The sequence below is a fragment of the Streptomyces sp. RLB3-17 genome (assembly GCF_007113425.2).
In the GTDB taxonomy this organism is placed as follows: domain Bacteria; phylum Actinomycetota; class Actinomycetes; order Streptomycetales; family Streptomycetaceae; genus Streptomyces; species Streptomyces mirabilis_D.
Genome location: NZ_CP041610.2, coordinates 148,969 through 168,912 on the forward strand (window position 1 = coordinate 148,969; position 19,944 = coordinate 168,912).

23 protein-coding genes and 1 pseudogene are annotated in these 19,944 nt (G+C 68.9%); 12 read left to right on the forward strand and 12 right to left on the reverse strand.

Annotated features, from left to right (window positions below; translation table 11 throughout):
- Positions 1–157: 157 nt before the first annotated feature.
- Both tnpB and FNV62_RS00790 read right to left on the reverse strand, forming a co-directional pair.
- Complete coding sequence (gene tnpB, locus FNV62_RS00785; protein ID WP_143611846.1) at positions 158–1,471, reverse strand: IS607 family element RNA-guided endonuclease TnpB; 1,314 nt, start codon at positions 1,469–1,471, stop codon at positions 158–160.
- A 243-nt stretch (positions 1,472–1,714) separates the two neighbouring features.
- Positions 1,715–2,065 carry an ArsR/SmtB family transcription factor gene (locus FNV62_RS00790; RefSeq protein WP_054228650.1) on the reverse strand — a complete coding sequence of 117 codons (351 nt, stop codon included), beginning with the start codon at positions 2,063–2,065 and terminating at the stop codon, positions 1,715–1,717.
- Positions 2,066–2,280: 215 nt separating this feature from the next.
- On the opposite strand from FNV62_RS00790, the gene FNV62_RS00795 reads away from it, so the two are divergent.
- Together FNV62_RS00795 and FNV62_RS00800 are read left to right on the forward strand one after the other, a co-directional pair.
- Complete coding sequence (locus tag FNV62_RS00795) at positions 2,281–2,460, forward strand: hypothetical protein (RefSeq protein WP_097288518.1); 180 nt, start codon at positions 2,281–2,283, stop codon at positions 2,458–2,460.
- Positions 2,461–2,493: 33 nt separating this feature from the next.
- Positions 2,494–3,288 (forward strand): 2-phosphosulfolactate phosphatase, encoded by a 795-nt coding sequence (locus tag FNV62_RS00800; protein WP_143599548.1) that lies wholly within the window; start codon positions 2,494–2,496, stop codon positions 3,286–3,288.
- 11 nt (positions 3,289–3,299) lie between these two features.
- Here FNV62_RS00800 and FNV62_RS00805 read toward each other — a convergent pair whose 3' ends face one another.
- The 6 genes from FNV62_RS00805 to FNV62_RS00830 all read right to left on the reverse strand — a co-directional run bounded on the left by FNV62_RS00805 (position 3,300) and on the right by FNV62_RS00830 (position 7,165).
- Entirely contained in the window at positions 3,300–3,713 is a 414-nt protein-coding gene (locus FNV62_RS00805) for an anti-sigma factor antagonist (RefSeq protein WP_143611847.1), read from the reverse strand.
- A gap of 35 nt (positions 3,714–3,748) precedes the next feature.
- Positions 3,749–4,174 (reverse strand): ATP-binding protein, encoded by a 426-nt coding sequence (locus tag FNV62_RS00810; protein WP_054237178.1) that lies wholly within the window; start codon positions 4,172–4,174, stop codon positions 3,749–3,751.
- Positions 4,174–4,581, reverse strand: a complete 408-nt coding sequence (locus FNV62_RS00815) for a pyridoxamine 5'-phosphate oxidase family protein (protein WP_143599550.1) — start codon at positions 4,579–4,581, stop codon at positions 4,174–4,176. The genes FNV62_RS00810 and FNV62_RS00815 overlap by 1 nt, the downstream gene beginning before the upstream one ends.
- The gene (locus FNV62_RS00820) at positions 4,578–6,311 is read right to left on the reverse strand and encodes a SulP family inorganic anion transporter (protein ID WP_143599551.1); all 1,734 of its coding nucleotides are present in this window, start codon (positions 6,309–6,311) and stop codon (positions 4,578–4,580) included. The genes FNV62_RS00815 and FNV62_RS00820 overlap by 4 nt, the downstream gene beginning before the upstream one ends.
- Positions 6,308–6,649: an ArsR/SmtB family transcription factor gene (locus FNV62_RS00825; RefSeq protein ID WP_054237181.1), complete on the reverse strand. Its 342-nt coding sequence runs from the start codon at positions 6,647–6,649 to the stop codon at positions 6,308–6,310. The genes FNV62_RS00820 and FNV62_RS00825 overlap by 4 nt, the downstream gene beginning before the upstream one ends.
- Before the next feature lie 159 nt (positions 6,650–6,808).
- Positions 6,809–7,165: a zinc ribbon domain-containing protein YjdM gene (locus FNV62_RS00830; protein WP_275901426.1), complete on the reverse strand. Its 357-nt coding sequence runs from the start codon at positions 7,163–7,165 to the stop codon at positions 6,809–6,811.
- A 422-nt stretch (positions 7,166–7,587) separates the two neighbouring features.
- Between FNV62_RS00830 and FNV62_RS55100 the strand changes: the two are divergent.
- Positions 7,588–7,674, forward strand: a pseudogene (locus tag FNV62_RS55100) (DNA-binding response regulator); the annotation flags it as partial.
- Between the two features lie 120 nt (positions 7,675–7,794).
- On the opposite strand, the gene FNV62_RS57830 reads toward FNV62_RS55100, so the two are convergent.
- Positions 7,795–7,956 (reverse strand): TraR/DksA C4-type zinc finger protein, encoded by a 162-nt coding sequence (locus FNV62_RS57830; protein ID WP_097288512.1) that lies wholly within the window; start codon positions 7,954–7,956, stop codon positions 7,795–7,797.
- 54 nt (positions 7,957–8,010) lie between these two features.
- On the reverse strand, positions 8,011–8,166 hold the full coding sequence (locus tag FNV62_RS57835; RefSeq protein ID WP_375336671.1) for a hypothetical protein: 156 nt from the start codon (positions 8,164–8,166) through the stop codon (positions 8,011–8,013).
- Positions 8,167–8,485: 319 nt separating this feature from the next.
- On the opposite strand from FNV62_RS57835, the gene FNV62_RS00845 reads away from it, so the two are divergent.
- The 7 genes from FNV62_RS00845 to FNV62_RS00875 all read left to right on the forward strand — a co-directional run bounded on the left by FNV62_RS00845 (position 8,486) and on the right by FNV62_RS00875 (position 16,202).
- Positions 8,486–9,085 (forward strand): MepB family protein, encoded by a 600-nt coding sequence (locus tag FNV62_RS00845; protein ID WP_143599552.1) that lies wholly within the window; start codon positions 8,486–8,488, stop codon positions 9,083–9,085.
- Between the two features lie 492 nt (positions 9,086–9,577).
- Complete coding sequence (locus tag FNV62_RS00850; RefSeq protein ID WP_143601573.1) at positions 9,578–10,432, forward strand: trypsin-like serine peptidase; 855 nt, start codon at positions 9,578–9,580, stop codon at positions 10,430–10,432.
- A gap of 196 nt (positions 10,433–10,628) precedes the next feature.
- Complete coding sequence (locus FNV62_RS00855; protein WP_143611848.1) at positions 10,629–10,811, forward strand: hypothetical protein; 183 nt, start codon at positions 10,629–10,631, stop codon at positions 10,809–10,811.
- A 1,107-nt stretch (positions 10,812–11,918) separates the two neighbouring features.
- Positions 11,919–12,464, forward strand: coding sequence for a hypothetical protein (locus tag FNV62_RS00860; protein WP_143611849.1), 546 nt, complete (start codon positions 11,919–11,921; stop codon positions 12,462–12,464).
- 182 nt (positions 12,465–12,646) lie between these two features.
- Positions 12,647–13,171, forward strand: coding sequence for a PadR family transcriptional regulator (locus FNV62_RS00865; RefSeq protein ID WP_143611850.1), 525 nt, complete (start codon positions 12,647–12,649; stop codon positions 13,169–13,171).
- Positions 13,168–13,860 carry an ABC transporter ATP-binding protein gene (locus FNV62_RS00870; protein ID WP_143611851.1) on the forward strand — a complete coding sequence of 231 codons (693 nt, stop codon included), beginning with the start codon at positions 13,168–13,170 and terminating at the stop codon, positions 13,858–13,860. Before FNV62_RS00865 ends, FNV62_RS00870 begins: the two co-directional genes overlap by 4 nt.
- A complete protein-coding gene (locus FNV62_RS00875; protein WP_143611852.1) occupies positions 13,857–16,202 on the forward strand; it encodes an ABC transporter permease in 2,346 nt (781 codons plus the stop codon). Before FNV62_RS00870 ends, FNV62_RS00875 begins: the two co-directional genes overlap by 4 nt.
- Before the next feature lie 742 nt (positions 16,203–16,944).
- On the opposite strand, the gene FNV62_RS00880 is transcribed toward FNV62_RS00875, so the two are convergent.
- Positions 16,945–17,238, reverse strand: a complete 294-nt coding sequence (locus FNV62_RS00880) for a helix-turn-helix domain-containing protein (RefSeq protein WP_306459628.1) — start codon at positions 17,236–17,238, stop codon at positions 16,945–16,947.
- Positions 17,239–17,674: 436 nt separating this feature from the next.
- On the opposite strand from FNV62_RS00880, the gene FNV62_RS00890 reads away from it, so the two are divergent.
- Positions 17,675–18,892 carry a class I SAM-dependent methyltransferase gene (locus FNV62_RS00890; RefSeq protein ID WP_143611853.1) on the forward strand — a complete coding sequence of 406 codons (1,218 nt, stop codon included), beginning with the start codon at positions 17,675–17,677 and terminating at the stop codon, positions 18,890–18,892.
- 259 nt (positions 18,893–19,151) lie between these two features.
- On the opposite strand, the gene FNV62_RS00895 is transcribed toward FNV62_RS00890, so the two are convergent.
- Positions 19,152–19,298, reverse strand: coding sequence for a hypothetical protein (locus FNV62_RS00895; protein WP_164331444.1), 147 nt, complete (start codon positions 19,296–19,298; stop codon positions 19,152–19,154).
- A 432-nt stretch (positions 19,299–19,730) separates the two neighbouring features.
- Here FNV62_RS00895 and FNV62_RS57840 point away from each other — a divergent pair, with 432 nt between their 5' ends.
- Positions 19,731–19,940: a hypothetical protein gene (locus FNV62_RS57840; protein WP_399223647.1), complete on the forward strand. Its 210-nt coding sequence runs from the start codon at positions 19,731–19,733 to the stop codon at positions 19,938–19,940.
- Positions 19,941–19,944 lie beyond the last annotated feature (4 nt).

Consider the following 19,944-nt stretch of genomic DNA (forward strand, 5'->3'; position numbering starts at 1 on the left):
ATTCGCCAGCAGCCCGCCAGGAACACCGTGGCGAACACCACGGATGACGCGGCACGGTAGCTGGAGCACATAGCGACCGTTCACCGAGTTTCTGCGAATCTCAGTGATTCACCCATTGCTGGGTGAAGGTCCCCGTCTCACTCGATACCAGGAGGTATCAATGCGGGGTAGACGCTTCAATGCCACCGGCCCCGCAGGACGGGGTCTTACGGTCGGCTCCACGTCCGTTTTCTGTCTCCGGGCCACTCCCGGCGACGTGGCGCTTCACGAGCGCGGCGAGGTTCAGTGCCGCGTTCTCATCCCGGTCGAGGACGAGTCCGCAGTGTTCGCATACGTACATCCGTATCCGGAGAGGCAGTTTGGGTGTCACTGCCTGGCATCCGGAACACGTCTTGCTGCTGGGGAACCAGCGGTCCGCCACTTCGAGCGTTCCGCCGTTCCACCGGGTTTTGTAGGCGAGTTGACGCCGGATCTCGCCGAACCCGGCGTCGGCCACGACGCGGGCGAGTCTGCGGTTCCTGAGCATTCCCGAGACGTTGAGGTCTTCCACCACGATCGTGCCGTACTCGCGGGCCAGGCTGGTGGTGAGCTTGTGGAGCGCGTCCCGCCGCAGGTTCGCGGTGCGGTAGTGCACCCGGTTGCGGGCCGCATCCGCGCGCTGCCAACGCTTCGAAGGCTGCTGCCCGGTGCGCCGGTCAGGGCCCAGACGGCGGGCGGCCGTGCGGGACAGGCGGCCGAGCTTGCGGCGCGCGCTGTCGTAGTGTCTGGGGTTCTCGGCGGTCGGGCGGCCGTCGGAGAACACCGCGAGGTGCTTGATGCCCAGGTCGACGCCGATCACCGTATCCGCTCGGGACGGGGTACGGTCGGTCCGCTCGACTTCGCAGCTGAAGGACACGAACCAGCGGCCCGCCTCGCGGCGGACGGTCGCCGACTTCACCACCGCCGTGCCGGCCGCGATCCGGCGGTGCAGCTTCCGTGTGGACTCATGCGCCCTGATCGTTCCCAGGACCGGGAGCGTGACATGCCTGCGGTCGTCTTCCAAGCGGATCGTGCCGGTGGTGAACCGAACCGACGGCGTGGTCTTCCGCTTCGACTTGTAGCGAGGAAAGCCCATCCGCGGGCCCTTGCGCTTGCCGCGCCTGGAATCGGACCAGTTCTTCATGGCCCGGGCGAGCTGATCCAGCCCGGTGGCGTACGCCTCCTTCGAGCACTCCGCCCACCACGGCGCCACCTCCCTCTTCGCTGCGTTCCAGGCCCTGCGCAGGGAATACATCGACCAGCCGAACGACGGCGTCAGACCGGCCTCGGCGATGCCGTAGGACCGTTCCGCCTCCCGCTGCCCGAGGTTCGCTTTCACCTGCGTGATACCCCAGTTGAACGCCACCCGGGCCGCACCGGCATGCCGCAGCAGCGCCCTGGCCTGACCAGGCGTCGGGTCCAGTGCAAACCGGTAGGCATGCGTGACGATCACCCGATCAGGCTACCGGCCGCCACCGACAACCCCCCGACCATCAACGGAAGTTGACAAACGCTGAGATTCGATGACGAAGCCCACAGCAGTTAAGAACCCTCCCTGGCACCGTGAGGGCTTGTCGGCAGGTGCCCGACAGGCCACCTGCGACCGGAGTCACGTCACTCGGGGGTGAAGCGGCCACCTCCCGCTACCACAGAGCGCTGTCAGTCCCGGGAAGCGGCCGCCGGTTGAGGGCCGCCGTTACGACGGCGGTTTCGCCTGGGTCTGGGCGGCCTGCAGATCGGCGAGGAGCTCGGCTTGTCCGGCGAGCACGCCGGACAGGATGGTGCGGGCGACCCTGAGCAGTTCAGCGATATACGGGCTGGTCAGCGAGTAATACACCGTCGATCCCTCTTTACGGGTCACCACCAGGTTCGCCCTGCGCAGCACCGCGAGCTGCTGCGACAGATGCGCTGCTTCGATCCCTACCTCCGGGAGCATCTCCGCGACCGCGTGCTCGCGCTCGCTCAGCAGCTCCAGGACCCGGATGCGCGCCGGGTGGCCGAGCGTCTTGAAGAACTCGGCCTTCAGTTGGTACAGCGGCGTACTCATCCTGTCGTCGCCTCCCCGGTACGGCAGCACGGCCGCACCAGGCCGTCCTCGACGCATCGCATCAACCCACTCGTCAAACACATGTGGCCCATCCTCGCGTGCGGCAGCGGCCCAGCCGAATCCGCGCACGAGAACCGAGCCGCCCGAATTCAGCAGTGACGACCTCAGCAATTGCTAAGATTAGCAACTCCATACGTGATGTGAAGGAGGCTGGCGTGAGAATCATTCCGCTGCGTGGCGCGGGCGTCGCCTGGTTCAAGTGCCCCGCCTGCCGCCTCAAGTGCCGGCCCACCGCCGTCGGCCCGGACGGGCAGTGCCCGCGGTGCGGCGAGGCCCGCATGCTGAAGCTGTCCTTCGGTGGCCGGGCCACCGCGTCGGACGGCGGCCGGAGCTGACCCGCACGCGGCTCCGCAACGGGGGGATGGACCATGGGTGACTGGACGGTTCAGTCCGGCAACGGGATCCGCTTCGAGTGGGGACCCGCCCGCGCGGGGCGCCTCGCGGGAGAGGCTGCCTGTCCGATCGTCGTTGACGTGCTGTCCTTCAGCACGGCGGTGAGCGTCGCCGCCGAGAGGGGCATCCGGGTTCTCCCGTTCTGGCTGCCGGACTGCCCCGCCACCACGGCCGAGCGGGCCGCATCAGAGAAGGCCGCCGCCGTCTACGCGCGGCAATCCAGAGCACGGCTGGCCGTCGCCCGCCACGCCGTGACGCCCGACAGTCCCTGGTCCCTCTCACCGGCCCACATGCGCCGCGCCCCGTTCGTCGCGCGCCTGGTGCTGCCGTCCCCGAACGGCGCGGCCATCGCCGCGGCCGCACCGCCTCACCTGCGGGTGGTCGCCGCCTGTCTGCGCAACATCACCGCGGTCGGCAGCTGGCTCACCGCCCGCGGCTACGGCTCGCCCGCGCATCCGGTCGCCGTGATCGCAGCGGGCGAGCAATGGCCGGACGGCCGCCTGCGCCCCGCGCTGGAGGACCTGCTGGGCGCCGGCGGCCTCATCTCCGACCTGCACGCCCAGGGCGCGGGACCGCTGTCCGCCGAGGCGGCCGCCGCGAGAGCGGCCTACGAGGGCACCGCCCACCTCACCCGCGCGGTCGCCGCCGGTGTCTCCGGGCGGGAGCTGGCAGCAAGGGGCTTCGTCCAGGACGTGGCCATCGCCACGGAAGGCGACATCTGCGCTGCCGTGCCCGTACGGGACGGGGACGGAGCCTTCTCCCTCGGCTGAGCCCGGCGGGATCAGGCCCGCTGCTGGTCTCCGGTCGGGCGCCCTGTCGTCTGCCACTCGGGGCGGCCCTGCGGCGGCTCGTCGTGCCGTGTGCTGTGTGCGGCGAGCGCGCCGGCCAGGTCGGCGTGCACGGGGATGAGCGGGCAGTCTCCGCCGGGGACGAGGGATCCGTCGGCGGGGATCGCGGCCAGTTCCAGGCTGCGGCCCGATGCGGCGAGACAGCGCGCGGCCTCGGTGATCGCCAGCTGCCCCTCGGCCGACCAGCCGCGCAGTCCGGTGAGGTCGACGATGACCGGACCGGTGCTCCGGGCCAGCGCCCAGCCAACGGCACCGGTGAAGCGGTGGACGGCGTCCGGGCCCAGGTATCCGGAGACGGACAGGATGCCGAGGTCCTGCTCGGCGGTGTAGCGCCACTCGATGGTCATGTGCGTCAACTTCCTTACGCGGTCAGTCTGGCGATTCAGAGGGGGAGGGTGATCCAGATGCTTTTGCCCTGGCCGTCGGCATCACTCCGTACGACGGCCGTGCCGCCCAGGCCGAGGGTGAGCTCCATGACCGTGCCCAGACCGCCGCCACCGGTCTGGGTGACCGCGCCGTACAACGCCGGCTGGTAGGGGTGACGGTCATGGACGGCGAAGGCCAGACAGTCCTTGCCCGCCGCGTAGATGACGGTCAGCTGCGGGGAGAGGTCGGCGGCATGCCGGACGGTGTTGGTGACCAGTTCACCGAGGATCAGCAGGGCCGGATCGACACTGGGGTGACGCAGGCTGATACCCCACTCGGCCAGCGCCTGCTCGGCGGTTTCCCGGGCCATGCGGACCGCGGACGGCATCGTCGGCAGCGTGAGGACATGCCGGTAGGGCAGGGTTTCGAGCCGAGTGCTCATCACGCCTCCGCGCGGGCGAGACGGAAACCGGTCACCGTCTTGGGGTTCAGGCGCAGCAGGGTGTCGTGCGGGCCGTGGCTCCAGCCGGCGAGGGTGCGCTGGTAGTGGGCGGCCTCGTCAGGCTCGGTGATCACGTCGACCGGCCCGGCGACCGTGACGCTCCAGCCGGTACCGGTCGCCGCGCGGACCTCGTCCACGTGGTAGGTCGCCGTGGCGGGGACCGCAGCGGCAGGTGCCGGGGTGCGCACCACCAGGCGGCCGTACTCCCAGGTGTGCCGGCCCGGGCGCAGCACGGTCAGGTCCCGCTGCGCGTACACCAGCCGTCCCAGCGCACTGCCCTCCAGCAGCCACAGGGCCTCGGCACCCGAGACCTCGACCATGCGCAGGGATGCGCGGGGAGTGCTCATCCGACGGTTTCCTCTGTTTCCTCACTGATGGGCCGGGACATCTGGGCGGGGTGGGTCGGTATGACACCGGCGCATTCCAGGTAGTTGCGCGCGCCCTGGATCGCCTCCGGCGTGGTGGCGTACTCGCGTCCCTCCCGACGCAGCAGCTCCAATGCGCCCACGGAGTCCAGGACCTGGCGCTGGCTGGGGCGTATTCCGGAGGTCAAAACAGCGATGCCGCGCCGGTTGAGCTTCTCCACCGCGTCCTTGAGGACCAGGGCGCCGGTGGCGTCGATGGTGGTCACGCGGGACATGCGCAGGATGACGACGCGTACGTCGGCGACCTCGGCCAGCTCCAGCAGGAAGCGGTGGGCGGCGGCGAAGAACAGCGGCCCGTCGATCCGGTACGCGACGATGTGCTCGGCGAGCAGCGCGTGCTCCTCCGCGCTGTGGTCCCCGCGGTCGAGGGGAACCTGGTCCAGGCGCGCCTGTTTGGCCACGGCGCGCAGGGCGAGCGTGCCCGCGACCATCAGGCCGAGGATCACGGCGTAGACGAGGTCGAGTGCGAGGGTCGCGACGGCGGTGAGGACGAGGATCAGCGCGTCCGAGCGGGTGGCCCTGGCCATGGCCCGCAGCGAGCCGACCTCGACCATCCGGACAGCGGTAGCCAGCAGCACGCCGGCGAGCGCGGCGAGCGGGATCCTGGAGACGAGGGGCGCGGCAGCAAAGACGATCACGGCGAGGATCGCGGCGTGGGTGAGGGCCGCCAGCCGGGACCCCGCCCCGGTCCGGACGTTGACCGCGGTACGGGCGATCGCGCCGGTCGCAGGCACCCCGCCGAAGAGCGGGGCGGCGATGTTGGCCAGGCCCTGGCCGAACAGCTCGCGGTCCGCATCGTGCTTCTGGCCGACCGTCATGCCATCGGCGACCGAGGCCGAGAGCAGCGACTCCAGCGCGGCCAGCGCCGCCACAGCGGCCGCTGGAGCGAGCAGTGAACCGACTGCGCCGACGTCGAGGAAGGCCAGCGAGGGGGCGGGCAGGCCGGACGGCAGGTCACCGATCGGCTTCGCCGCGTCCAGACCGGCTACCTGGGCGACGACGGTGGCCGCGATCACCGCGAGGATGGAGAAAGGCACCTTGGGCCGCCAGCGAGCCCCGACAAGCATGACGGCAGCGACCGCCAGGGTGAAAGCTACGGCGGTCCAGTTCGGGCTCCTTGTGAACGCCTCCAGGGCGCGCCAGGTCACCACGAGGACACGGTCGCCCTCCGGCTTGGGCACCCCGAGGGCATTCGGGATCTGCTGCAGACCAATCACACAGGCGATGCCCAGCGTGAAGCCCTCCACCACGGGCGCGGGCACGTATTGCATGTACTTCCCGGCCCGAAGCAGGGCGAGCGCGACGAGCATCACGCCCGCCATCAGCCCGACGGTGAGCACCCCGGACGGCCCGTGCTCGGCAACGATCGGCACCAGCACGACCGTCATCGCGCCCGTTGGTCCGGACACCTGCAGATTCGAACCACCGAACACCGCGGCCAGCGCGCCGGCGATGACCGCGGTCGCCAGACCCGCCTCCGCGCCCAGCCCGGAGGAGACGCCGAAACCGAGCGCGAGCGGCAGCGCGACGATCGCCACCGTGAGGCCGGCCAGCAGGTCCCGGCGCGGGTCGCGGCGCATCTCCGCCAGGTCCGTACGGCCCGGCAGCAGCGCAGTGAGCCGGGCCCCGATCCGGCCGAACGAGAGTCTCATCGCCCGGCGACCTGGGTTTCCCGCAGTTCTGCCAGCAGCTCGTTCTTCCCTGCCAGCAGCTCGGTCAGGATGCGGCGCGCGGCCCCCATCAGGTCGGCGACATCCCCGCTGGCCAGTTCGTAGACCACCGTCGAGCCTTCGCGTCTGGAGGTGACGATGCCCGAGCGGCGCAACACCGCCAGTTGCTGCGACAGGCTGGCGGGCTCCACCTCGATCTCGGCGAGCAGCGCACGTACCGGCATAGGCCCGTCCTGCAGCAGCTCCAGCACCCGTATCCGTACGGGATGCCCCAGCATCCGGAAGAACTCGGCCTTGGCCTGGTACAGCGGAACGGACACGACTCCTCGACTTCCCCGACAGCGCCCCACCCGGGGCAAGCGAAGGCTGCGCCCGCGACTACCTGCAGGCATAGCGATGACAGCATCTAACCAATTGCGAAATTTTGCAATTCGGCATCAGACTGCTGCCGGGCCGCCCCGGCGACTGGGGCGGGCTGGTCAGCCCTTCTTGACCACGCTCGACTTCAGCTGCATCGCCCCGAAACCGTCGATCTTGCAGTCGATGTCGTGCCCGTCGACCCCGTCGACCAGTCGGATGTTGCGCACCTTCGTGCCGGCCTTGATCCCCGAGGGGCTGCCCTTGACCTTGAGCGCCTTCACCACGACCACAGAGTCGCCGTCCTGCAGCACATTGCCGACGGCATCCTTGACGACCCGCTCCGCAGGGGCGCCGGAATCCGTACCGCCCTCGGCGGCCACCCATTCATGGCCGCACTCCGGGCACACCACCAGGGCGTTCATCTCGTAGGTGTACTCACACGAGCACTTCGGACAGGGAGGAAGATTCTCGATCACCCCGCCAGCGTATCCGGCCTCGGTCTCCGTCCCGACAGGACGAGAAGGCCACGCTGGCCGCCAGGCCGCCGCAGTCTTCGTGGCCCCGGTGCCGCTTTCGTGGTCCGCGCCGTCGCGTGCGTCTTGATGATGGCGAGGCGGGTGGAGGAGCCTCCACGATGCTCTTCTCGTCAGCGAACGCAGCGATCAGCGCCTACAAAGCGATGTTGTTGACCGAGCGGGGCAGGCCGTGACTGGTGAGGTGGATCAGACCGACGGTGCCATCAGAGAACACCGGAGCGGGGCCGACCGGCTGGCGGCCGGGGCAGCTGCCTCGACTGCTCATGACCGCTTCAAACAGTTGTTACCGCTTGGACCCATGGGTCCAGTTGCTACCGCTTGGACCCATGGGTCGCCGCGCAGAGGCCGAACATATCGCCAGACGCATACGACCCCTGCAGAAGCTCGGCCTCAAAGACCGCCTCGAACTCACCCGCTGCGCCGTCCGCGCCGGGCTCATCGAGCCATAGCCCGCCCCTCACTGCAGCCGACCCGCCTCCCGCGGGCAGAGGACCTGCGCCACCCTGACACTCGGCTTGAACGAAGGCGACAGCGGGAACGTCACGGACGACTCCCTAGCCCGGTGCCCGTCACTGCCCTGCTTCCCGAAGTTGCTGACAGCGTGCGCAGTCGCGGACGTACGGCACGATCTTGAGACGGTCCAGTGCGATGGGCTTCGCGCACAGGTGGCACCTGCCGTAGCGGCCCTGGTCCATCCGATCCAGTGCCGCTTCCACGTGGGCAAGGACCATCCGGGCCGCGGCGACGAGCCTGACGTGGACCTCGATCTGCGAAGCGGCCGGCTATCAGCGCATGTGGTCGGCTCCTGGCTGGGAGGGCGCTGCGATCTGCCGCAGTTGCGCCTGGCGGAACAGGCGCTGCTCATGCAACGTTTCACGCGACGCGGCGAGGTGCTCGGGGCGCAGGACCGCACTCTCGGTGGCGCTGACCTGGTTGTTCACTTCCTCATGCCTCCATACAACCGAGCCCCTTCATGGCTGCACAGCCGAACGCGGGTCCATGTGCCGCCGTGCCAGAGGCGCCAGCGGCTGCGACAATGGGGTCGGCGGATGCTTCATGGCTCCACCCTTGTCGCTCAAGCGGCAGGCGCCCATCGGCCACAGCACCCAATTCGCAGCGGGCTCGGCCATGTAGACGGCGCAGGAAATGGGTGTCGTCCACTGCCGGTTCTTGACCCAGATTCGGCTCCCGGAGCGGACCCTCCAGCGATCACCCCCGGTCAAGTCGGCTGCGTCCAACTGCCCGTGAAAGAGTGGGCAAATGGCCACGGACCGCGAGCACTCAACCGATCTCCGCCCCGAACCCTGGTTGGACTCCTCCCCGGCCCACGGAGATCTCATCGCGGCGAAGGTGCTCGTCTACGACCGCTGCGGGTTTGCCTGCTCGCAGCCAGTCCCCGAAGCCGAGAGCGCCGAGTACGCTGCCTACGAGTTCACCCTCGACGGCCTCGCCGTCCGGTTTCGCGCCGCCAAGACGACCCCCATCAAGGCTGGCCAGTTCGTCACCGTCTGGAAGAGGTCCCCGGCCGGGCCTATCCAGCCCTTCGATGCTACGGACCCCGTCGACCTCTTTGTCATCAGCACCCGCGACGATCACCACTTCGGCCAGTTCGTCTTTCCCATGGACGCGCTCCGCCAGCATGGCGTCGTATCAGCAAACGGTTCCGGGGGGAAACGAGCCTTTCGCGTCTACCCGCCCTGGGTAAGCCCTGCCAACCGCCAGGCCAGCAGTGCTCAAGCGTGGCAGCTGGGCTTCTTCCTGCACCTGCAGCAGGACGGGCCTATCAACCTGGCCCGCGCCCAAGAGCTCTACCACCCGCAGGGCAACGCTGGCATCGGCCAGCCGTCACACCACCGCTGATCACCTACGACCCACTCCTACGCTGCACGTGACTCCGGAGCCCGTCGAGCCTTGCGGTGTCCGCGCGCCGATCCACACCAAACCGGCCGCAGCGGACTCGTTCCGTGGCCTGTGCGCCGCCCCGGTGGCGGCCGGGGAGTCCATCGGCCGGATGCCCCGTCCGCGAGGATTATTTATGGTTCGGGGTGGCCCATGCTGATCAGATGGGGTGCTCCGGCTTCAGGCAAGTTAGGCACGTAGGACGTCGGAAGTGTTTCGACCGAAACGCTTCCGGGACTTCCGTTCGAGGCGCGGCAGCACGTCTACGGTGGTTCGGCCGAACCACTTCCTGGATGGCCGCTCGGAGGCGACGGGCCAGCGCCTCTGCCGAATCAGTACCGCTGCCGGGTGCGCCCGCTCGGTGGCCGACCTGAGTAGGGTCAGGGACCTGTCAGCCCGTCTGCCCCATCCCGGGCTGACCAGCATGCCCGGACTGGGCTACCGTTTCGCTCCATGAAGGCTGGCATAGCACTGACGCTGGTCATCGTGGGGGCAGCCGCGGTGGTGGGTTCCGCCGCGGAGGAGACCTATCCGAGCAGAAGCAGCGGGCGCAGCAGCTACGGCAAGTCCGGCGAGCCGGGCCAGGCCCCTCAGGACCGGGACCCCTCGGCGACCGCCCCCGCCCAGGACGGCACCGCGTACACCCCGCGCAGGACCGATGAGAACGCCCGGATCGGCACGGTCTTCGAGAAGGACGACCACGGCTCCCACTTCTGCACGGCGAGCGTGGTGCAGAGCCCCGGCCGGAACATGCTGATCACCGCGGCTCACTGCGCCTTCGACGCCGACGCCGGGAAGCCGGTGGACGACCTGGTCTTCGCCCCCGACTACCGCAACGGCAACGAACCCACCGGCCTGTGGAAGGTCAACAAGGTCGTCGTCGACGACCGCTGGGCCACATCGCAGGACGAGGACCTCGACGTCGCCTTCCTCACGGTCGGCCCGAAGGACGGCAAGAACATCCAGGACGTCCTGGGCGGCAACAGCCTCGGCACAGACCGCGGCTTCAACAACGAAGTCAAGATCACCGGCTACCCCACCAGCCGCGACACCCCGATCTCCTGCCAGAACCACACCACGAAATTCAGCGACACCCAACTGCGCATCCAGTGCACCGACTTCGAGGGCGGCACGAGCGGCAGCCCCTGGCTCACCGACTACGACCCCAAGAGCCACACCAGCACCGTCATCGGCATCCTGGGCGGCCATGAAGGCGGCGGCGACGAGAACGACGTCTCCTACGCCGCGTACTTCGACAACGACATCGCCAAACTCTACCAACACGCCCAGGACGAGGACCGAAACTGACCCCGGCCTCCCGCGCCCCCGCACGGCCGCCGAGAGCCTGACCGCGGCTGGGTGCCGGCTGAGACAGGGGATGCGCATCTGCGGAAGGCGATCGCCGCACTGCACACGGGAATCGACGCCAACGACCCCGCAATGCTGTTCAGCTACCACCCCGGCCGTCGCCGCGATCGACGCCCTCCGGGCCTCAATGCCCGGTATGGAGGCGAGGGGCGCCGCCACCCTCACCGCCGTCGCCGAGCATCTTGCCCAGCGGGAACACAACCCGAACGGCCTCGACCAGGAGCAGTTCGCCAGCCGCGTCCAGTGGCGGCAGGCCATCCTCGAGACCACCTCCCCGCTTACCACCCTGTCCGGGCGCGGCGGCCCCTTCTTCGTTTGACCAAACGCCCCGGGTCCTGGCCCAGGGGCGATGGCCAACCGGCCTCGAGTGGCCGGTCGTCGGGCTACAGGCGCACCGCGCCGGAGGCCACAACTGCGGCGAGCGCGGCGGATGACGAACTCGACGGTAACGCCGCGTAGATAGGCACTGGCCGGGGCGACGACGGGCCGAGTGCGATGAGCCGAGCCGACTCAGCGGCCTTTGTAGATGTCTTCGTCCACTGGCGGTTCGTCCCCGACGTAGTGGTAAGGGTCGTCGTCCAAGAGAACCTCCTCAGGTCGCCCAAGTGAAACAGCAGCTTGCTGTCCACTTCGAGGTCCCATACCGCGCAGTGGGCAGCGATGCCCTGGACGTTCGCCTCGCCAGCCACCCATGCGAACCGCAGGCCGGACACTGTTTTGGTGCTCCCCGGCTCATGGTGATCATCGGCTGACTGGTGGTTGCGGCCAAAACCACATCACGCTCCTTGCGTGCCATGTGCCCGAAGCGCCGTTCGAACATTGAGCGTGCCTTGACGAGCAGGGCTTCCGCCGCAACGCATTCCTCTCGCACTTGGTCATCGACCAGATTGTCATGCAGGACGCGGTAGGGCCCCAGTAGCCGTTCGGATGGACTTTCAGTTCTTCGAGAACCGGGTCAACGAGGCGCAAGCAGATCGTGATTACCGCTTCAGCTTGTGCCGAGTCGTGTATCGCGCTGTGGGCAACTCCGTTGCGGGCGTCCGCCAGGGGTTCGAGGGCCTTCTTGTCGATCGGGATCTTTCTGGGAAGGAGCCTCAGCACCCGCTCATGGGCATCAGTGAGGCCGATGGTCTTCACCTTGGCCAGGGATGGTTGCGTGGAAGCCCAGGCCCGTGGCATGGAGCAACGAGTCGAAGTGCCGACCGTCGACGATCAGAGCCGGATGAATTCCTGCGAGGTAGGCCTTGAGCAGGTGCTCTGTACCGACTCCAGCGTGGTGAACGGCGAAGTCGTAGCTCTCAGGGCCCTCGGTAAGAAGCCGTTGTCTTTCCGAGCTTGAGGATCGCATTTCCGCTGGTCAGGCATGGGGACGGTGGTTCCGTTGCAGTGGTGACCTGTTGTGTCGTCGCTCCAGTGGAGGTCAGGAATGCCGTCGGTCGTGGGGCTGCTGGAACAGCGCGAGTGCGCCGCTCGCCGTCGTGTGGACGAACTGCGGGAGGAGGCCGATCGGATCCAGGCCGAGCTGTCCATGGCCGAGCGCGATTGGAACGAGTGGGTCATCGCCTGGTCGCGTGTCGGCGAGGTACTGGCCCCAGGCGAGGGTGACGTCGCCGGTCCTGATGTCGCTGTGGACCTGCCGGATGGCGGTGAACAGCCGGTGCCCGCCGGGGCTTCGGAACCGGCGAAGTCGAAGTCGGTGGTGCCGATGGGGCGTGCGGGGCTGGTCTGGTCGGCGCTGTCGGTGGACTACCGACGCATCCTGCGCGTCCTTGCCGACTGCCACCGGCTTGGTCAAGGTCCGCTTTCCTGCCAGGAGATGGCCGTCTGCTTCGGCCTGGAGGTGGTTCCGTCAAAGGTGGAAGCGTTGCGGTCGAAGGCAAAGCGGATGGTGGCCCGGGGGTGGCTGGTCGAGCCGGTGCCAGGTAGGTTCTCGCTCTCGCAGGCCGTGGCCGCACAAGGCGAGGGATTGTGAACGGCGACCTCAACCAGATGGAGTGGATCGTGTCCTCCCCGCGCAGGCGGGGGTGACTGCCTGTTTCCGAACCGTGACGATCGGAATTCCCGGCTCCCTCACCTGCACTGTCGCACACCCCGCCACGATCTGCACACTCGGTGTATACACGCCGCGTATACACGGTGTGTAGAGTGCGGGTCATGTCCATCAGTCACACCCTTTTGGGGCTCCTGGAGGCCGGCCCGCGACACGGTTACGACCTGAAGCGGGCCTTCGACGAGACGTTCGGTCACGACCGGCCGCTGCACTACGGCCAGGTCTACTCGACGATGTCCCGGCTGCTGAAGAACGGCCTTGTCGAGGTCGACGGCATCGAGGCCGGCGGCGGCCCGGAGCGCAAGCGCTACGCGATCACCGACGCCGGCATCACCGACGTAGAGCAGTGGCTCGCGACCCCGCAGAAGCCGGACGAGTACCTCCAGTCGGCCCTCTACACCAAAGTCGTCCTCGCGCTGCTCACCCACCGGGACGCCGCCGACATCCTGGACACCCAACGCTCCGAGCACCTGCGCAGCATGCGCATCCTGACCGACCGCAAGCGCAAGGGCGATCTGGCGGACCAGCTGATCTGCGACCACGCCCTCTTCCACCTGGAGGCGGACCTGCGCTGGCTGGAGCTGACCGCCGCCCGACTCGACAAACTCCGTGAGGCTGTAGCCCGATGACGACTTCTCCCCCTGGTTCCCTGCTCACCGCGCAGGACCTGCGCAAGACCTACGGGCACACCCACGCCCTCGACGGCGCCGAGTTCTCCATCCACCCCGGCGAGGTCGTCGCCGTCATGGGCCCCTCCGGCTCCGGCAAGTCGACGCTGCTGCACTGCCTCGCGGGCATCCTGCCGCCCGACTCCGGGTCGATCACCTACAACGGGCGCGAGGTGACGACGATGAGCAACGCCCAGCGCAGCGCGTTACGCCGCTCCGAGTTCGGCTTCGTATTCCAGTTCGGGCAGCTCGTGCCGGAGCTGACCTGCGTGGAGAACGTCGCCCTGCCGCTCAGGCTGAACGGCACCTCCCGCAAGGAAGCCGAGCGGGCGGCGCTCGGCTGGCTGGAACGCCTGGAGGTCGACGACCTGAAGGGCAAGCGGCCCGGCGAGGTCTCCGGCGGCCAGGGCCAGCGCGTCGCCGTGGCACGCGCGCTGGTCACCGGACCGCGCCTGCTGTTCGCCGACGAACCGACCGGCGCACTCGACTCCTACAACGGCGAGCGCGTGATGGACCTGCTCACCGACGCGGCCCGCTCCACCAACGCCGCCGTCGTCCTCGTCACCCACGAGACACGCGTGGCCGCCTACTCCAACCGCGAGATCGTCGTCCGCGACGGCAAGTCCCGCGACATGGAGCGCGCCGTATGAGTCCGCGCCAGTGGGCCAGAGACCTGGCCATGGGAGCCCGCTTCGCCGTCACCGGCGGCCGCGAGGGCTGGGTCCGGATGACGCTGACCGCGGTCGGCGTCGGCCTCGGCGTGGCACTGCTCCTGCTGTGCACCGCCCTGCCCAACGTCTTCGCCGCCCGCACCCGGGTGGAAGACGCCCGCTACGCCAACGTGTACTCCCAGAAAGTCCCGTCCAGGGCCGACAACACCTTCCTGATCGCCCAAGCCGACACCACCTGGCACGACGACGACATCCTCGGCCGGTTCGTCGAACCCGAGGGCAAACGGGCGCCGCTGCCCCCGGGAGTCGACGCTTTCCCGGGCAAGGGCGAGATGGTGGTCTCCCCCGCGCTCAAGAACCTGCTCGCCTCGGACGACGCCACGCTGCTGCGGGAACGCCTGCCCTACAAGATCACCGGCACGATCGGCGAGAGCGGACTCATCGGCTCCCACGAACTGGCCTACTACGCGGGCGCCTCAGGGCTGAAACTCACGGGCTTCTCCCCGGTGCACCGGCTGACCGAGTATGGCAAACCGGACACGACACCCGAGAAGACCGACCCGGTGCTGCTGCTCATGGTCCTGGTCGTGTTCGTGGTGCTGCTGACCCCGGTCGCCGTGTTCATCGCCGCCGCCGTCCGCTTCGGCGGCGAGCGCCGCGACCGCCGACTGGCCGCGCTGCGCCTGGTCGGCTCGGACAGCCACATGACCCGGCGGATCGCGGCGGGCGAAGCACTCGCCGGAGCCCTGCTCGGCCTGGTCATCGGCACCGGCTTCTTCCTCCTCGGCCGTCAGACGCTGGGCTCCACCGAGGTGCTGGGCGTGAGCGTCTGGCCCAGCTACCTCGATCCCTCCCCCGTACTCGCCGCGCTGGTCGCGGTGGCGATCCCGGCCGCCGCCGTACTCGTCACGCTGCTCGCGATGCGCGGCGTGATGGTGGAACCGCTTGGCGTCGTGCGCACGGCCAAGCAGCGCCGCCGCCGGCTGTGGTGGCGGCTGCTGCCGCCGCTGGCAGGCCTCGCGATGCTCTACCCGATGATCGACAAGGGCCGCAAGAACGGCGACTTCAACCAGTACCTCGTCATCAGCGGCGTGCTGCTGCTGCTGATCGGCATCACCGCGCTGCTCCCCTGGGTCGTGGAGGCGGTCGTCGTCCGCCTCGGCAAGGGCGCGCTGTCCTGGCAGCTCGCGGTACGGCGGCTGCAGCTGAGCAGCGGAACCGCCGCACGCATGGTCAACGGCATCGCTGTCGCCGTGGCCGGAGCCATCGCCCTGCAGATGCTGTTCACGGGAACTCAGAGCCAGTACACCAAGGCCACCGGAAAGGACCCCGGCCGGGTCCAGATGCAGGTCGACTTCAGCGACCGCAAGCCGCTGTCCGGCATCGAGCGCGAATTCACCGGCACCAAGGGGGTACGGGCCGCAGTGGCCCCGGCCATCTCGCAGTACGGGGACGCACGTCGCAACCCGAAGAACAGCAACGGCCTCACCGTGGGTAACTGCACCGCCCTGCGCGAACTCGCCACGCTTCCCTCCTGCAAGGACGGCGACGTGTTCATCACGCGAACGAGGAGCCACTACACCTCCCCCAGCAACGCCGACGAAATCGCCGTGGTGAAGCCCGGTCGGCAGCTCTACATCGACCCGTCGTACGACGGTGCCGAACGCGGCCTCGAGGTGCCCTGGACCGTTCCGGCGAACGTGCGAGTGGTGGACGCGCGCAAGGACTCACTGCAGGACGCCAACGGTCTGCTGGTCACCCCCGCCGCCCTACCCGCCAAGGCCGCGCCCGCAGTGTCCTCGGACGGTGTCTACCTGCGTCTGGACCCGTCGGTGCCGGACTCACGGGAGTACATACGCAACGTCGTCGCCCGGATCGACCCCCTGGCACACACCTACAGCTGGTCGGCGACCCAGGAGGACGCCAAATACGCCTCCATCCGCACTGGCCTGTTCGTCGGCTCCGCCTTCGTGCTGGCACTGATCGGCGCGAGTCTGCTGGTCTCCCAGCTGGAGCAGCTGCGCGAGCGCAGGAAGCTGCTCTCCGCACTGGTCGCCTTCGGCACCCGGCGCCGCACGCTAAGCCTCTCGGTGCTGTGGCAGACGGCCCTCCCGGTCGGACTCGGCCTCGTACTGGCCACAACGGTGGGTATCACCCTCGGCTCGGTGCTGCTGAAGATGACCCGTACACCGGTGACCATGGACTGGCCGAGCGTCCTGACCATGACCGGCGTGGGCGCGGCCGTGGTCGGCATGGTCACGCTGCTCAGCCTGCCGCCGCTGCTGCGGATGATGCGCCCGGAGGGCCTGCGCACGGAATAGCCCCTCACACATCCCCCGAAGTGGGCTCCTCCTGCCAGGAGGAGCCCACCCCTGCACGCAGGCAAGCCCGGTCAAGCGCGGTCGGCATCAGCACAGTCACCGAGAGCGGGTCCTGCCGGAGCTGGTACCGCCCGGGGCCTCCCCCGAGCAGGCCACCGAGGTGATCCTGGCCGCACGCGAGGGCCTGCTCGCCCGTACGGCCGCGGGCGGCCCGGCCACCGAGCAACTGCTGAGCGCGACGACGGCAGTGCTGGCCGGGCTGCTGGGCTGATACAGAGGAAGGGGCGGCACCCGTCACGCACGGGTGTCGCCCCTTCGCCCATCCAGAACCCTGTTCGACCAGACAACTCCATTGACCGGTAAGCGGAAGGCTTCTGAGACGGGACAGCGGGGTGCACGTTGTGACTGAGCGCTTCACTGGCGGAGCGCTTGAGTTAGGTGAGTGCCAGTCACACACGTCTTCACCGGCCGCGGTGACTGGCCGGCTTCGTGGATCGGTGCCTGGCGGTAGCGGGCCCCGGGACGGCCGCAGCATCCGTTAAGCCGCGTCGACCGCCCCGAGCGCTCCCCTTCCCCGTCACGAGATGGAAGCACCATCCAGCATGCCCGACCGCCTGGTCAGGGCGGAATCGAATGATCAACGCAAGAGGCGCACCCCACCGCCTGGACAGCCCGGGGTGCGCCTCTCTCATGCCCGCCCCGAGGGGCGAGAACAGGAGCCATCATGCCCGCCACAACAGTCTTACGTCCGCGGTCCCGCACATTGATCATCGCGGCCACCGTGCCGCTCGCGCTGGCCGCGCAGGATCACTGCCGACACCTCGGACAGCCACTGCCGCTCGCGGCTCTGCTTCGCCTCGGTGATCAGCGTCCTCGACAGCACGCCCGCACTCGGAAACGCAGCACCCTCCCGCCGGGCCCGCTCCCGGGCGGCAACCGCGTCGTTATACACCACCCGCGCACACCCGAACGCCCGCGCCAGCGCAACGCGCTGACCGGACCCCGGGTCGAGGCGGAAGGCATACCGAAGCTGCATGATCCGGACGCCAACACCCACCACCGACAACCCCGACCCGATCAGTCCAACCCGGCCCTCACCGGAACACTTCCGCACTGCTGCCATACGGGCAATTCCGGCCCGGACGAAGCACTCCCCCGGCTCCGCCGGGCAGCCCTGCGGACGCTCCGCACCCACCCCACCCGGCACCGCAACACTCAGCATCGCAGCCACAAGATGCGCTTCACCCCCAGGCTCAAACCTGGAGCACTGCACAAGAAGTCCGGTAGCCTGCCACGCCAGTCACAACACCATGTGCGAGGCCCTCTGGCACGCCGTCCCCCTCGTCGTGGCTCCCATCCGCGATGACCAGCCGGTCGTGGCCGGACAGGGGACCGACGCGGGCGCGGGCGTCAGGGTCCGGTTCGGCCAGTCGACGCCGGGCGGTTGGGCAGCGCGCTGGACGCCGTACTTCATGATCCCGCCCATCGCGCGGCAGCCGTCCGGATCCGCACGGCGTTCCGCGCGGCCGGCGGCAGCGGGGGCGGCCGCGACCCACCTGGAGCAGCCATTGGCGCGCTCCCAAGGAGGACCAGTGAGCAACGACCGCAAGAACCGCGCCCACGAGCCCGTGTCCCCGGGCCGAGCCGAGCAGGTCGCCGCGCTGCGCCCGGTCTACCGGGCCGACCTCGCCGAAGGCCTGGACCGCTTCTTCGAACCCCGGCGCGACACCTGCCCGTGGTGCGGCTCGACCCGGTTGGCGACGCGGCTGCGCACGACGGACCTGATCCAGCACAAGCCAGGCCGCTTCGTCCTCGACCGGTGCGAGGGATGTCGGCACACCTTCCAGAACCCGCGGCTCAGCGAGGCCGGCCTGGAGTTCTATTACCGCGATTTCTATGACGGCCTGGGCGAGAAGCAGCTCGCCATGACCTTCGCAAGCCGGACGAAAATGTACGTGCAGCGTGCCGAGTCCCTGGTCCCCTTCGCCCCCACTCCCAAGAACTGGCTGGACGTCGGAACGGGTCACGGCCACTTCTGTGAGGCGGCCCGCACTGTCTTCCCGGGGACGAGCTTCGACGGCCTCGACTTCACCGACGGCGCCGAACTCGCCGAGCGCGCCGGACGCGTGGACCACGGCCACCGGGGCAGCTTTCCCGAGCTGGCTGAGCAACTCGCCGACGGCTACGACGTCGTCAGCATGTTCCACTACCTGGAGCACAGCACGGAACCGGCCCGCGAACTTCAGGCGGTGCACCGGGCCGTTCGACCCGGCGGCCACCTGTTGATCGAGGTCCCGGACCCTGACAGCCGCTATGCCCGCCTTCTCGGCCGCTGGTGGCTGCCCTGGCTGCAGCCGCAGCACCTGCACTTCGTCCCGGTCGAGAACCTGCGTGCTCGTCTCACGGACCTCGGCTTCACGGTGGTCGCGGAGCAGCACGCCGAACCCCACGACCCCGTCGACCTGCTGGCCGCTGTCTGGTTTGCCCTGGACGCGGTCGCCCCGCGCGACGACCTGCCCTGGCTGCCGGTTCCGCCGTCCCGCCTTCAGCGCATACTGCGCGCCATGACAGTGATCGCCGGCATCCCGGCCTTGCTCCTGGGCAGGCTGCTGGATCGCCTCGTCGTCAAACGCGTGGCCCGGCCCCTGGGCCTTTCCAACGCCTACCGGCTGGTGGCCCGCCGGGACTGACCCTCGCGACCCGTACCGTCCTACGACGCCCTGCTGCCGGGCCCGGCAGCGTCCCTTCGGACGGCCCGTCAGAGGACGCGTCCGACGTCCCGGCGGACGATGGTCTCCATGCCGTGCTCGGCGAGCGCCGCGATGGTGTAGGACGGGTGCAGGCGCCCGTGGAGCCCGGGATGCGGGTGCCGAACAGCTACCCACGCAAAGGGCCCGTGCTCCTGCGACCGCAGCAGGGAGCACGGGCCCTTTGCGTTTTCGCCCGCTGTCAGGCCGGCTGTTGTTCCTGCTGGCTCAGCTCGAGCAGCAGTTCGCCGTACTCCTCAGCGTGCTGGTCACGCAGGACGGCCATCCACACGCGTGCGCCCTGGACGAAGTCGGCGGGGCTCATCTTGCGGTGCAGGTGGTGGACCACGAAGGGGGAACGGTCACTCGGCCTTCGGTAAGAAGACCTGGCGGTCACCAGTCTTCGGGTGACAACGCCGTGCGCTGGTGGGCCCACCGACGAAAAGTGCTCACCTGCGGACATGTTGCTCGGTGGCGTGCGCGAGTTCCCGTGTTGAACCAGTCGAATTCCGAGAACAGCCGGGTCTTCCCCCCGACGCTCAATGTCGTGCGGTATGAAGAGTGTCAGTCACGCGGCGGGGGAACCGCGGGGTTGGGTCTGGAGGGCTCAGTGGCGTTCGAGCGGAGTTCTTGGGAGAGGCCAGACCCTGGTCTGGAGCAGGCCGCTGAATTTGGTGATGCACGGGCGATGATGCGTCTGGCCCACTTCTTCGAGCGCCGCGATCCCGAGCAGGCTCATCGGTGGTTTCACGATGCCGCTGAGGCCGGCGAGAGCGAAGCGATGTACCGTCTCGCTGAGCTCCTCACCGGACGGCTGCCAGACCAAGCCCGACACTGGTACCGGCGGGCCGCGGAAGCGGGACACCTCCAAGCCATGTACGCGATGGGCACGACCGGCGATGACCTCGAGGAGCCCGATAGATGGCTGCGACGCGCTGCCCAGAGTGGGCATGTCGACGCGAAGCTAGGAGCTTGGTCGCGCACTCCGTGATCGG

What these genes read in the sequence shown, in the direction of transcription:
- FNV62_RS00880 (WP_306459628.1), bottom strand. Translation starts at nt 17,238, where the DNA reads ATGCAGCTTCGGTATGCCTTCCGCCTCGACCCGGGGTCCGGTCAGCGC.
- FNV62_RS00875 (WP_143611852.1), top strand. Translation starts at nt 13,857, where the DNA reads ATGAGTCCGCGCCAGTGGGCCAGAGACCTGGCCATGGGAGCCCGCTTC.
- FNV62_RS00890 (WP_143611853.1), top strand. Translation starts at nt 17,675, where the DNA reads ATGATCCCGCCCATCGCGCGGCAGCCGTCCGGATCCGCACGGCGTTCC.
- FNV62_RS00845 (WP_143599552.1), top strand. Translation starts at nt 8,486, where the DNA reads ATGGCCACGGACCGCGAGCACTCAACCGATCTCCGCCCCGAACCCTGG.
- FNV62_RS00800 (WP_143599548.1), top strand. Translation starts at nt 2,494, where the DNA reads ATGGGTGACTGGACGGTTCAGTCCGGCAACGGGATCCGCTTCGAGTGG.
- FNV62_RS00820 (WP_143599551.1), bottom strand. Translation starts at nt 6,311, where the DNA reads ATGAGACTCTCGTTCGGCCGGATCGGGGCCCGGCTCACTGCGCTGCTG.
- FNV62_RS00855 (WP_143611848.1), top strand. Translation starts at nt 10,629, where the DNA reads ATGGAGGCGAGGGGCGCCGCCACCCTCACCGCCGTCGCCGAGCATCTT.
- FNV62_RS00805 (WP_143611847.1), bottom strand. Translation starts at nt 3,713, where the DNA reads ATGACCATCGAGTGGCGCTACACCGCCGAGCAGGACCTCGGCATCCTG.
- FNV62_RS57840 (WP_399223647.1), top strand. Translation starts at nt 19,731, where the DNA reads ATGTACCGTCTCGCTGAGCTCCTCACCGGACGGCTGCCAGACCAAGCC.
- FNV62_RS00850 (WP_143601573.1), top strand. Translation starts at nt 9,578, where the DNA reads ATGAAGGCTGGCATAGCACTGACGCTGGTCATCGTGGGGGCAGCCGCG.
- FNV62_RS00865 (WP_143611850.1), top strand. Translation starts at nt 12,647, where the DNA reads ATGTCCATCAGTCACACCCTTTTGGGGCTCCTGGAGGCCGGCCCGCGA.
- FNV62_RS57830 (WP_097288512.1), bottom strand. Translation starts at nt 7,956, where the DNA reads ATGGTCCTTGCCCACGTGGAAGCGGCACTGGATCGGATGGACCAGGGC.
- FNV62_RS00860 (WP_143611849.1), top strand. Translation starts at nt 11,919, where the DNA reads ATGCCGTCGGTCGTGGGGCTGCTGGAACAGCGCGAGTGCGCCGCTCGC.
- FNV62_RS00870 (WP_143611851.1), top strand. Translation starts at nt 13,168, where the DNA reads ATGACGACTTCTCCCCCTGGTTCCCTGCTCACCGCGCAGGACCTGCGC.
- FNV62_RS00790 (WP_054228650.1), bottom strand. Translation starts at nt 2,065, where the DNA reads ATGAGTACGCCGCTGTACCAACTGAAGGCCGAGTTCTTCAAGACGCTC.
- FNV62_RS00815 (WP_143599550.1), bottom strand. Translation starts at nt 4,581, where the DNA reads ATGAGCACTCCCCGCGCATCCCTGCGCATGGTCGAGGTCTCGGGTGCC.
- FNV62_RS00810 (WP_054237178.1), bottom strand. Translation starts at nt 4,174, where the DNA reads ATGAGCACTCGGCTCGAAACCCTGCCCTACCGGCATGTCCTCACGCTG.